Source organism: Bradyrhizobium sp. LeoA1Lang (genome assembly GCF_055413685.1).
Genome location: NZ_JBVAPG010000101.1, coordinates 19,755 through 30,705, shown reverse-complemented (window position 1 = coordinate 30,705; position 10,951 = coordinate 19,755). Strand labels below are relative to the sequence as shown.

Sequence of the window (10,951 nt, the reverse complement as noted above, 5' to 3'; positions counted from 1 at the left end):
AGGACTTTCTTCGCAATGCCCACCTCGATATCCCAGCGGCCGTCGAGGCGCTGCGCCAATACTGGATGCCGATCCGCTACGCACGCGCCCGCTGATCACTGCGAACGTGGGAGCTCTTACCGCTTACACTTGATCTGAAGTATTGCCGTAACTTGCGAGCCCCAAGACGAGTGCTCGGATTAGCTGGAGCATCGCTATATGACTACGTTTGTTCTCGTTCACGGCGCTTGGTATGGCGGCTGGTGCTACAAGCGCGTGGCGCGGCTGTTGCGTCAGGCCGGACACGAGGTCTACACGCCAACCTTGACCGGCCTGGGCGAGCGTGCTCACCTGATGAACCGCGCGATTGATCTCGACACGCACGTCCAGGACGTCGCCGGTGTGATCCGCTGCGAAGGATTGTCGGACGTTGTGTTGTGTGGCCACTCGTATGGCGGCATGGTCATCACCGGCGTCGCCCAACAGATCGCGGCGAAGATCCGTTCCCTGGTCTACCTTGACGCCTTTGTGCCCGAGAACGGCAAGTCTCTCATGGACTATCTGCCGGCCCAGTTATCGCAACAAATGCGTGACGACGCCGCGCAAAACGGCGAAGGTTACAAGGTCTCGCCCATTCCGGCCGCCGCTTTAGCTGTCAACGCCCAGGACGCCGACTGGGTCGATGCAATGAGCGTCAAGCAGTCGCTGGCGACACTCGAGCAGAAGCTCGAAGTCGGTGGCTGGGAAGTGCCGAAGCGCGTCTACATGCCTGCCGTCGGCTGGGGGCCGTCACTGTTCCAGGAATTCGCCGCACGCTTCAAGGATGATCCAGGCTGGCAGTTTGTCAGTTTCGACTGCGGCCACAATGTGATGCTGGACCAGCCACAGGAACTTGCGGCTGCGCTCATCGCCGCCGCTTAGAGCGCACATCCCGAAAATGGGAGCGAGACAGATTGCAGGGAGCCGACGACGCCAAGCTCATTGTGAGACTTTTTCACGACCGAGTGGATCAATGACGCAAAATGGCCCCAAGCGGCTGGCCCGTCATGTCCGCTACGTGTCAGCTCTCTGGGGGCGTTTTAGCTCGCGCATTCGCACAGCAAGGTCGTGATTTTCGCATCGAGATCTTTAGCGATGGCAAGAGCTTCCGAGCTGCCGTAGGGCCGCAGATAACTCTCCATTTTGTCATAAGAGACGTGCACGCCATCGGGACGCTCATCAATGAGCAGTGTGACCGGAGCGTACGATCCAGCATCGGGCACGTGCCTGACCATTTCTTTCATGATGAGTGGATTGCCGATCACAAGCCGAACGATCTTGGGCGTCTCAGAGCCGGTTTCGCGACGCAGAATGTCGCCCAGGTCGAACTCCGCGAAGAGCATAAGGTCCGTTCGGCCGAGACCGCGTTGTACAACGCGTTGCAAATCCGGGAAGGAATTTGTCGCCCTCGTCTCGTTGAAGAATTCGACCGTGTCGGGTTGCCCGACCGCCGACTTGAGCGCGGCCACAACAGTGTCGAATGGTTTTGAGCTCGTGAGGCTGAAACGCTCCACCTCGAATTTAGCGATTGTCATTGGTCCTCCGTAACAACTCTCAAGGATGAAGTGCGTCCGATCGCGTCGGAACGCGTCGGGAGTCACGCCGTCGCGGGCCTTGCATCCAGGAAGGTCCGGACGTGGCTGACGAACATCTCGTGGTGCTGAAATAGCGCGCCGTGCCCTGAATCGGGATAGAGGACCAGCTGAGCGTTGCTTAGCTCCTTGAACATTGCGTAGGCATTGCTCGCGGGCAGCATGGTGTCGTGGCTGCCGCTGACCACAAGAGAGGGCTGGCGGATGGCGCGCAGAAGGGCGTGCTCGGGATCAGGCGTGGCGCACCAGGTAATCAGCGCCTTGGCCTGCGGATCGGTTACCGCGCTGCCGTTATCGGTGTCCCGGTCGTCCTTGCGCACCTTCGTCCGCTTCAGGAAGGCCAAACCAGACGACTGACTGGCGGACGACTTCGTGAAGAACAGCGGCAGGCGGGGGTCCGGCGCATGGGTTTGGGAAAACGCCTGCTGCAGAACCGCTAACAGGTGTTCCTCTCCGCCTTTCGGCGCGGTGCCGACGAGAATGAGCTTGCGGACCAGCCGGTCGTGCTCGGCGGCGATCTGTTGGGCGACGCAGCCGCCGAGAGAAAAGCCCAGCAGGTCGACCTCGGAAAGGCCAAGCAGGTTGATGAAAGCGACTGCATCCCTGGCCATCGCTGGGATATTGTCCGGCGTTTGGCCAGTGGAGCGACCGACCCCGGCATTGTCGAACGCGATGACCGGACGATCGATGGCGAGAGCATTGACGACCGCGGGGTCCCATGCGTCGATGTTGCCCGAGAAGTGCTGCAGGAGCACCAGCGGCGTTCCGGTCGCCGGACCGAGGCGGCGATAGGCGAAGCGGATGCCGTGGCCTTCGACGTAACGGGTCGGGACCGTTTCGAGCGTAGCGGTGTCCTGGCTTGCGATGTCGAGTTGAGTCATCTCATCCTCCGGATGCTTGGCATGAGTAATCGAGTGGGGGGACCAGTGCGGCACAGCGACCGCGACCTTCCGCGGTCCGATGTGTCTGCATTCTCTAGGCGTGAGCGCTCCCGGCACCAACGCGCCGGGAGCGGTACCGTCACTTCGCGAGTGTGGCCTTTTCGATCACCGCCGCGACGTCCTTGGCATGAACGACGAGCGAAGCATGACTGCCGGCGACTTCCGTCGTCTGCGCCTTCATCCTGGCTGCGAAAAGCTTTTGGGCCTCGGGTGCGATGACCTTGTCCTTGGTGCTGATCACGTAGAACGTTGGCTTGTCGCGCCAGGCGGTCACGTCGACGGGGGCTTCGAACGCAACATGGTTCAATGGAAGCTGCGAGTTGGCCAGGTGCGCAGCGATTTCGGGAGGAAGGTCAGCCGCAACGGCTGACGGAAACACTTTGGGATCGATGTAGAGGTTGCCTTTGGCGTCAGGATGAATCGCTGCGGCGCCTTCGGTTGGCGGACCACTGTTGGCGAGGGTCGCCAGAGATTGTCCCACGTCGGGCGCGAAAGCGGAGACGTAGACCAGCGCCGACACCTTGGGATCGTTGCCGGCTTCCGTGATGACCACGCCACCCCAGGAGTGGCCGACGAGAACGGTTTTGCCGTCCTGCTTCGCGAGCGCCTGTTTGGTGGCATCGACGTCAGCAACAAGGGAGGTGAGCGGATTTTCGACGAGCGTGACGTTGTAGCCTTTCTTCGAGAGAATATCAGCAACGGGCTGCCAGCTCGTCTGGTCCACGAAAGCGCCGTGCACGAGCACGATGTTGCGGGCTGCTCCCTTGGGCAGTTCGGCGGAATGGACCGAGCCGACCAATGTCGTTCCGGCGAGGAGTACGGTGGCGGCTGAGAGGAGGATGTTTCGCATTGATTGTTCCTGTTGGCATGTCGGACGAACACAGTCCGGTGGAATGGACAGGCGTTTCCAGCTAGGTCGCGGTTCTTCCATCTGCCGTTGGCGAAATGGTCGCCGTACGTGACGTCGGCCCGCCGTGACATGACCTAGTTTGCCGACCTTTCGGACGATAGAGATCAATCGTCCGGATGTTGTGTCCGATCGTCCACCGATCTAATGTCGGCGACATGGATATACTCGCCCAAGTGCTCGATCGCGTTCGTCTCGGCGGGACGCTGCTCTTTCACTTCGAGCTCGGCCATCCCTGGCATCTTGAGTTGCCGGCGCGCCCCTACGCTCTGTTTCATTATCTCAGCCAGGGCTCAGCGACCCTCGCGCTCGGACAGGGACACGAAATCCAGATGACCGAGGGCGATCTTGTCGTCATCACGCGCGGAGAGCCCCATGTGTTTTATTCGGATCGCCGGGCCAAGCCTTTGCGGATCATGGGTATCGATCGATCGTCGCCACGTCTTGGCGTCATTCGTCACGGCAGCGGTGCAAAGCCGCTCTCGAGCTTGATCTGCGGCCATTTCACGGCGTCACGGCCGCTGTTTGGCAGCGTGCTGGAGTTGCTTCCGCCCGTGCTCTTGCTGAAGCCGGCGGCGGACCGGGGTTGGCTTGAAGCAATCCTGCGCCGGATGGTCAGCGAGTCCGCGCTCGAACGTCCTGGCCAACGCGTCGCGCTTTCACGACTGACGGAGGTGCTCTTTGTCGAGGTGCTCCGAAGCTGGATCGCGTCTCTCAGCCCCGGACAAGGCGGCTGGCTCGGGGCCATATCCGACCCGCATATCGGGCCGGCACTCAAGCTGATTCACGAAAACCCGGAGCGGCCCTGGACGCTGAGCGACCTTGGCCGCCGCGTGGGGCTCGGACGCTCGGCATTTTCGGCGCGCTTTACCAAGCTCGTCGGCCAGTCCATGCACCGTTATGTGATCGAACGCCGGATGGCGGAAGCAGCGTTCCTGCTGGAAACCAGCGATGAGCCCATTGCGCGGATTGCCAGCCGGGTCGGCTACGAGACAGCGGCGGCGTTTTCGAAGTTATTCCATCGACATCACGGCGTATCGCCTGGCCGGTACCGAATATCCCGTCGCTCTGACAGCGGCGAAAGGCAAGGGGACTTTCAGGAAGCAGCGGTCGCCGATTAGGTTTGTAGCGGCCATCTACGGCAGGTCCGCTTCTGGCCCCGTAACTGAAGATCCCGTCGTCCATCCTGGAAGCCGGCTCGTCGAGGTAAAGCGGACATAGGTCCGATCGATCGATGCTGGTCCTCGACCTGCGACATCCGAATGAAAAGCCCCGCCATTGCTGGCGGGGCTTCACGTGTTTCAGGTAGGGGACCAACTTTGCCCCGATTAGGGGACCAACTTATAGGGGACCAACTTTGCCCACGGCTGCAGTCACGCCGCCAGCGTGTTCTCCACCAGCTTGATCCAGTAGGACGTGCCGTAGACGATCGCCTCGTCGTTGAAATTGTAGGCGGGGTGATGCAGGCCGGCGCTGTCGCCGTTGCCGCAGAAGATGAAGGCGCCGGGGCGCGCTTCCAGCATGTAGGCGAAATCTTCCGCGCCCATCATCGGCGGCATTTCGTGGACGTTATTCTCGCCGGCGATTTCCTTGGCGATCCTGGTCGCGAACTCGGTCTGCGAGCGATGGTTGACGGTGACGGGGTAGCCGCGCTCGTAAGTGAGGTCGATCCTGGCGCCGGTCATCTGCGCGACGCCAGCGGCCACCTCATGGATGCGTTTCTCGACCAGCGCCCGCACCTCCGGCGTCAGTGTGCGCACCGTGCCGCGCAGCTCCGCGGTCTGCGGGATCACGTTCCGCGCATTGCCGGCGTGGAATTCGCAGATCGAAATGACGGCCGAATCCAAGGGATCGACGGTGCGCGAGACGATCGACTGCAGCGCCGTGATCAATTGCGAGCCGACCAGCACGCTGTCGATGCATTTGTGCGGCCGCGCGGCGTGGCCGCCGTGGCCTTCGATCCTGATGTCGATCGCGTCAGTTGCCGCCATGATCGGGCCGGTCCGGATGGCAAACGAGCCGACGGGGATCCCAGGGCCGTTATGCATGCCATAGACCTGCTCGATGCCGAACCGCTCCATCAGCCCGTCCTTGATCATCGCGGCAGCGCCCGCGCCGCCCTCCTCGGCCGGCTGGAAGATCACAACTGCATTGCCGGCAAAATTGCGAGTCTCGGCAAGGTAGCGGGCGGCGCCCAGCAGCATCGCGGTGTGCCCGTCATGGCCGCAGGCGTGCATCTTGCCTGATGTCTTGGAGGCGTAGGGCAGATTGGTCTCCTCCTCGATCGGCAGCGCATCCATGTCGGCGCGCAGCCCGATCACCCTGATCTCGCCATTGCCAGCGGGTTTCTTGCCCTTGATGACGCCGACCACGCCGGTGCGGCCGAGCCCCGTGGCGACCTCGTCGCAGCCGAACTCGCGCAGCCGCTCGGCAACGAATGCTGCAGTGCGGTGGGTGTCGTACATCAGCTCGGGATGTTCATGGATATCCCGCCGCCAGGCCTGGATGGCGGGCTGCAGGTCGGCGACGCGGTTGACGATGGGCATGGCACTTCTCAGATCTGTGATTCAAACGTCCGTGATCTTTCTACCATGCAAGCTGCGGTCCACCCAACAGGCGCGGCTGGCTGCCCATGCCCAGCCGTCATGGCGGACTTGTCCCGCCCACCCACCTCTGACTATTTGTTTGAGCATGATCTTCTCGGAAAACCGGTTTCCACTTTTCCGGATCATGCTCTAGGACAGCAGAAAATCGCACGGACGCCTGGAACATTTTCGGGCAACGCTGACGCGGACGGGTGGAAAGCAAGAGAATGCCTGGAAAGCTCGAGGGTGATTTCGACTATATCGTCGTGGGCGCCGGCACGGCTGGCTGCATCATGGCCAACCGGCTCTCGGCCGATCCGAGCAAGCGCGTGCTGGTGCTGGAAGCCGGCGGCGACGATAACTGGATCTGGTTTCACATCCCGGTCGGCTATCTCTTCGCGATCGGCAATCCGCGTTCCGACTGGATGTTCAAGACCGAGGCGGAGCCCGGCCTCAACGGCCGCGCGCTGGCCTATCCCCGCGGCAAGGTGATCGGCGGCTGCTCAGCGATCAACGCCATGATCTCGATGCGCGGACAGGCCGCCGATTACGATCACTGGCGCCAGCTCGGCCTCACCGGCTGGGGCTATGACGATGTGCGGCCGGTGTTCCGTGGGCTCGAGGATCATTTCCTCGGGCCGAGCGAGGACCATGGCACGGGCGGCGGCTGGCGCATCGAGGCGCCGCGGCTGTCCTGGAAAGTGCTGGACGCCGTCGGCGATGCCGCCGAGGAGATGGGCATCAAGCGCATTCCCGATTTCAACACCGGCGACAATGAAGGCGTGAGCTATTTCCACGTCAACCAGAAGCGCGGCCGCCGCTGGTCTTCCGCGCGCGGCTTCCTGAAGCCCGCACTGCACCGGCCGAACCTGCGATTGGAAAAGAACGTGCTGGTCGATCGGCTGATCGTCGAGCAGGGCCGCGCCGTCGGCGTGCGCTTCATCCGCGGCAATGAGACCATCGAGGCCCGCACCAAGGGCGAAGTGATCCTGACTGCCGGCGCGATCGGATCGGTGCAGGTGCTGCAGCGCTCCGGCATCGGGCCCGCCGACCGGCTCGCTCCGCTCGGCATTGACGTCGTGCTCGACAGGCAGGGCGTCGGGCGCAACCTGCAGGACCATCTGCAACAGCGCGCGATCTACAAGGTCACTGGCGTGCGCACGCTGAACGAAACCTATTACTCGCTGGTCCGCCGCGGCCTGATGGGCCTCGACTACGCGCTGCGCCGCCGCGGTCCCCTGACCATGGCGCCGTCGCAACTCGGCATCTTCACGCGCTCGGATCCGCGCCGCGAGCGCGCCAACATCCAGTTCCACGTGCAGCCGCTGTCGCTCGACAAGTTCGGCGATCCCCTGCACCGCTTCCCCGCGATCACGGTGAGCGCCTGCAATCTGCAACCGACCTCGCGCGGCACCGTGCGCATCCGCTCCAGGCAGCCGGACGAGAAACCGTCGATCGCGCCGAATTATCTCTCGACCGACGAGGACCGCCAGGTCGCCGCCGATGCGATCCGCACAACGCGGCGCCTGATGAAGCAGAAAACGCTCGCGCAATACCGGCCAGAAGAATATCTGCCCGGCCCTTCCGTCGGCGATGACGATGCATCGCTCGCCAAGGCCGCCGGCGATATCGGCACCACGATCTTCCACCCCGTCGGCACCGCCAAGATGGGCACGGCCAACGACCCGATGGCCGTGGTCGACGAACGCCTGCGCTTCTACGGCATCGCCGGCCTCCGCGTCGCCGATGCGTCCGTGATGCCGACGATCACGTCGGGCAATACCAACACACCGACCGCGATGATCGCGGAGAAGGCTGCTGCGATGATTTTGGAGGACGCCAAGTAACAAAGCCCGTAGCCCGGATGAAGCGCAGCGTAATCCGGGAGCAATTCGCACGTGGCGGCAACCCCGGATTGCGCTACGCTCCATGCGGGCTACGTTGCTGCGGCGATGACATTGGAAGATTCGCGTCGGTAGAATGCATGGTCAGTGAGCGTCACCTCTCGATCGGGTCTGCAGATGCGCGCATTGCGCTGGTGCAATGGGGCGAGGAAGGCTCGCACCGGCCGCCTGCGCTCCTGCTTCACGGCACTGGTTTCGTGGCCAACGTCTGGGATGACGTCGCGCGCGATCTTGCATCCGACTACACGGTGTATGCGCTCGATCGCCGCGGCCACGGCGACAGCCACAAGCCCGCGGCGAACTGCTATCACTTTCAGGACTATGCGCAGGACGTGTGCGCGGTCATCGAAGAGCTTGATCTGCACGACATCTACGGGATCGGCCACAGCGCAGGCGCCACCGACTTGCTGCTCGCTGCAAAACAGCTGCCGGGACGCTTCGCACGCCTGTTCGTGATGGAGCCGACCGTCATGGATCCGCGCGCCGCGCGCGATGGGGTGACAGGATTGAGCGAATGGGCAACCTCCACCGTTCAAGGCGTCCTGCGCCGGCAGGCCGAGTTCGACAGTTTTGACGCGGTGTTCACACGTTATAGCGCCGCGCCGGCATTTGCAGATTGGTCTGAGACTTCGCTCTGGGCTTATATCCGACATGGCTTCGCGCCCCTGGAGAACGGAAGGGTACGGCTCCGTTGCACGCCCCAAATCGAGTCGGCGATCCTGCGCCCGATCTTCGAGGCCATGGAGCAGGTCTACGCCGGAGATGTGCGCGGCAATCCTTTCGGCTGGCTCAGTGAAATCGATTGCCCCGTGCGCGTGGCCACGGCCGAAAAGTCCTGGCCGATCTACAAGGAGATGGCATCACGGGCCGTCTCGCTCATTCCCGATGTCAGCGCGTGGAATTTCGAGGGCATCGGTCATTGCGTGGCGCAGGAAGCGCCGCCAATGCTGTTGCAGGCGCTGCGGGAATTCGCGCGATCGGAACGATGACGCCGGCTCACTGCAGCACCGCGGGTGCGCGGACTCATCGTTCGTGCCCAGGCTGGCTTGCTTTCGGTGGCACGACGATGGCGCCAGCGTTGGGGTGATGATCGTCGGCGAGCGCTCCCTGGCGGACGCCATCACCTCGCATTCGTCCATCAAATAGGAACGGCCGTGTTCCATTCGCGCCGGCAACGGCCGGCGTGTGCGATTGTCCAGACTTAGTATCTTGCGCGTTGGCCGCGGTCGCGGCCAGAGCCAACACAAACGCGATTGCTGGTCTTGACATGACGGGCTTCTCCTCTTGCGCGCGGGACGAACGCGCGGCGACACGACTTGGTTTCGGTCACCGTCGGGGAGGAACGGGGCGCCAGGATGGCAGCCATCTAGACGAACGCCGAACGCCATCACGCAACAATTGAAGTTGCGAAATATGCGAAGAGGCGTTATATGGTCGCGCAGCCGGGCGCGCTGCGCCGCCACCGACGATCGGACTCATGAAACTCTACAACTTCCCCTTCGGCCCCTATCCGCAGCGGTTGACCATCTACGTCGCCGAAAAGGGCCTCACGGATATCGAACTGATCCGTTTGGATCCGCCGATCGACAAGACGAATTGGCCGCCGGCCTTCCTCAAAGGTCTCACGCCCGCCGGTTCGTTGCCGATCGTCGTAGACGACGACGGGACGGTGGTCGGGCAGTCGCTGGCGATCCTCGAATATCTCGAGGACACCCGTCCCGGCCCAGACATGCGCGGCAGGACGCCGGCGGACCGGGCGCGCACGCGGGAGCTCGTCACCGTCTTCGACGACGCGCTTTCGTCCTTCGCCCTGTGGGCCCGGCACGGCAGCCATCTGAGCCGCGGCATCGATCGCGAAAGCCGCGACATCGCCGAGATCTGCGCTCCCAGCTATTTCCAGAAACTGCGGCTCGCCGAGCAGATGATCGGCGATGCCGGATTCCTGGCCGGCGATGCAGTGACCATCGCCGATTGCGTGGCGATGGCGACGCTTCGTTTCGCCGACGGCTTCTACGACGTGCCGATCCCGTCCGATTGCTCCCGGCTCTCCGATTGGTACGCGCGCTTCTCGTCGCGGCCGAGCGTGCCGGCCCACGACTTTCCTCCCCATCAGCACGCGCTCGCGCGTCATCTGATGACGCAGACCGGGATTTCGATCGAGCCATGAAACGCGTCACCCTGGAGAGCGCGCATGAAGAATGACGCGTCCACCGCTGTCGCGCCGGTTTCCGAGATCTTGCGCCACTTCAGCGATCCCGCAGCAGTCGCCCGCTACGCCGAGGATACGCCGCGCAAGGTGCCGGGCTTCGCCGATCTTCAGCGCATGGCGGCGCTGCTGCTCGCCGAACGCGCGCCGGAAGCGGCTGATATCCTCGTCCTCGGTGCCGGCGGCGGTCTGGAGCTGAAGGCGTTCGCCGAGGCAAGGCCGCGCTGGGGCTTCACGGGGATAGATCCCTCGGCAGAGATGCTCGATCTCGCGCGCGACGTCCTGGGGCCGCTCGCCTCGAGGGTCCGGCTGGTGCAAGGTTTCATCGAAGACGCACCTGCCGGCCCCTACGATGGCGCGACCTGCCTGTTGACGCTGCATTTCCTTTCGAAGCCGGAGCGCCTGCGCACGCTGCGCGAGATGCGGCAACGGCTCAAGCCGGGCGCAGCGCTCGTCGTGGCGCATCACAGCCGGCCGCGGGACGGCGCGCTCGAACGCTGGCTGACGCGGTCCATCATGTTCGCGAACGGCACGGGAGCCGATCCCGCGCAGGTGGCGGCCTCTGCCGCTTCCATGGCGCAGCGGCTGCCCGTTCTGTCCGCCGAAGAGGACGAAGCACTCCTCGCGGAAGCGGGCTTTTCCGACGTCGCCCTGTTCTACGCCGGATTCACGTTCCGAGGCTGGGTCGCAGCGGCCTGACGGCCGGAGATTTGCAGCACCTCACGAAATCGTCATCGCCTCGCGCCAATGGAGCTTCGCCGCCAGGAATAACCCCTCCCCTCGCCCGATCACGTCTCC

11 protein-coding genes are annotated in these 10,951 nt (G+C 63.4%); 6 read left to right on the top strand and 5 right to left on the bottom strand.

Annotation, left to right across the window (positions count from 1 at the left end; genetic code table 11):
- Positions 1-198: 198 nt before the first annotated feature.
- Entirely contained in the window at positions 199-900 is a 702-nt protein-coding gene (locus tag ACZYOF_RS28445) for an alpha/beta fold hydrolase (protein WP_463717858.1), read from the top strand.
- Positions 901-1,058: 158 nt separating this feature from the next.
- On the opposite strand, the gene ACZYOF_RS28440 is transcribed toward ACZYOF_RS28445, so the two are convergent.
- The 4 genes from ACZYOF_RS28440 to ACZYOF_RS28425 form a co-directional block, all read right to left on the bottom strand.
- Positions 1,059-1,553 carry a DUF302 domain-containing protein gene (locus ACZYOF_RS28440; protein ID WP_130582058.1) on the bottom strand — a complete coding sequence of 165 codons (495 nt, stop codon included), beginning with the start codon at positions 1,551-1,553 and terminating at the stop codon, positions 1,059-1,061.
- A gap of 62 nt (positions 1,554-1,615) precedes the next feature.
- The gene (locus ACZYOF_RS28435; RefSeq protein ID WP_463717857.1) at positions 1,616-2,491 is read right to left on the bottom strand and encodes an alpha/beta fold hydrolase; all 876 of its coding nucleotides are present in this window, start codon (positions 2,489-2,491) and stop codon (positions 1,616-1,618) included.
- A 139-nt stretch (positions 2,492-2,630) separates the two neighbouring features.
- Positions 2,631-3,401 carry an alpha/beta fold hydrolase gene (locus ACZYOF_RS28430; RefSeq protein ID WP_463717861.1) on the bottom strand — a complete coding sequence of 257 codons (771 nt, stop codon included), beginning with the start codon at positions 3,399-3,401 and terminating at the stop codon, positions 2,631-2,633.
- Positions 3,402-3,565: 164 nt separating this feature from the next.
- Complete coding sequence (locus ACZYOF_RS28425) at positions 3,566-3,691, bottom strand: hypothetical protein (RefSeq protein ID WP_463717862.1); 126 nt, start codon at positions 3,689-3,691, stop codon at positions 3,566-3,568.
- Here ACZYOF_RS28425 and ACZYOF_RS28420 point away from each other — a divergent pair.
- Positions 3,635-4,579: a cupin domain-containing protein gene (locus ACZYOF_RS28420; RefSeq protein WP_463717860.1), complete on the top strand. Its 945-nt coding sequence runs from the start codon at positions 3,635-3,637 to the stop codon at positions 4,577-4,579. The two genes, ACZYOF_RS28425 and ACZYOF_RS28420, sit on opposite strands and share 57 nt — an antisense overlap.
- A 252-nt stretch (positions 4,580-4,831) precedes the next feature.
- Here the strand turns inward: ACZYOF_RS28420 and ACZYOF_RS28415 are convergent, their stop codons facing one another.
- Positions 4,832-6,004 carry a M20 aminoacylase family protein gene (locus ACZYOF_RS28415; protein ID WP_463717856.1) on the bottom strand — a complete coding sequence of 391 codons (1,173 nt, stop codon included), beginning with the start codon at positions 6,002-6,004 and terminating at the stop codon, positions 4,832-4,834.
- A gap of 266 nt (positions 6,005-6,270) precedes the next feature.
- Here ACZYOF_RS28415 and ACZYOF_RS28410 point away from each other — a divergent pair, with 266 nt between their 5' ends.
- From ACZYOF_RS28410 to ACZYOF_RS28395, 4 genes are all read left to right on the top strand, one after another.
- A complete protein-coding gene (locus ACZYOF_RS28410) occupies positions 6,271-7,890 on the top strand; it encodes a GMC family oxidoreductase (RefSeq protein WP_463717855.1) in 1,620 nt (539 codons plus the stop codon).
- A gap of 137 nt (positions 7,891-8,027) precedes the next feature.
- Positions 8,028-8,936, top strand: coding sequence for an alpha/beta fold hydrolase (locus ACZYOF_RS28405; RefSeq protein ID WP_394565815.1), 909 nt, complete (start codon positions 8,028-8,030; stop codon positions 8,934-8,936).
- A gap of 488 nt (positions 8,937-9,424) precedes the next feature.
- Positions 9,425-10,114, top strand: a complete 690-nt coding sequence (locus tag ACZYOF_RS28400; RefSeq protein ID WP_463717854.1) for a glutathione S-transferase family protein — start codon at positions 9,425-9,427, stop codon at positions 10,112-10,114.
- 24 nt (positions 10,115-10,138) lie between these two features.
- Positions 10,139-10,852 carry a class I SAM-dependent methyltransferase gene (locus ACZYOF_RS28395; protein WP_463717853.1) on the top strand — a complete coding sequence of 238 codons (714 nt, stop codon included), beginning with the start codon at positions 10,139-10,141 and terminating at the stop codon, positions 10,850-10,852.
- Positions 10,853-10,951 lie beyond the last annotated feature (99 nt).

Coding starts and splice junctions, on each gene's coding strand:
- ACZYOF_RS28425 (WP_463717862.1), bottom strand. CDS start 3,691: ATGGCCGAGCTCGAAGTGAAAGAGCAGCGTCCCGCCGAGACGAACGCG.
- ACZYOF_RS28415 (WP_463717856.1), bottom strand. CDS start 6,004: ATGCCCATCGTCAACCGCGTCGCCGACCTGCAGCCCGCCATCCAGGCC.
- ACZYOF_RS28440 (WP_130582058.1), bottom strand. CDS start 1,553: ATGACAATCGCTAAATTCGAGGTGGAGCGTTTCAGCCTCACGAGCTCA.
- ACZYOF_RS28430 (WP_463717861.1), bottom strand. CDS start 3,401: ATGCGAAACATCCTCCTCTCAGCCGCCACCGTACTCCTCGCCGGAACG.
- ACZYOF_RS28405 (WP_394565815.1), top strand. CDS start 8,028: ATGGTCAGTGAGCGTCACCTCTCGATCGGGTCTGCAGATGCGCGCATT.
- ACZYOF_RS28395 (WP_463717853.1), top strand. CDS start 10,139: ATGAAGAATGACGCGTCCACCGCTGTCGCGCCGGTTTCCGAGATCTTG.
- ACZYOF_RS28410 (WP_463717855.1), top strand. CDS start 6,271: ATGCCTGGAAAGCTCGAGGGTGATTTCGACTATATCGTCGTGGGCGCC.
- ACZYOF_RS28435 (WP_463717857.1), bottom strand. CDS start 2,491: ATGACTCAACTCGACATCGCAAGCCAGGACACCGCTACGCTCGAAACG.
- ACZYOF_RS28445 (WP_463717858.1), top strand. CDS start 199: ATGACTACGTTTGTTCTCGTTCACGGCGCTTGGTATGGCGGCTGGTGC.
- ACZYOF_RS28400 (WP_463717854.1), top strand. CDS start 9,425: ATGAAACTCTACAACTTCCCCTTCGGCCCCTATCCGCAGCGGTTGACC.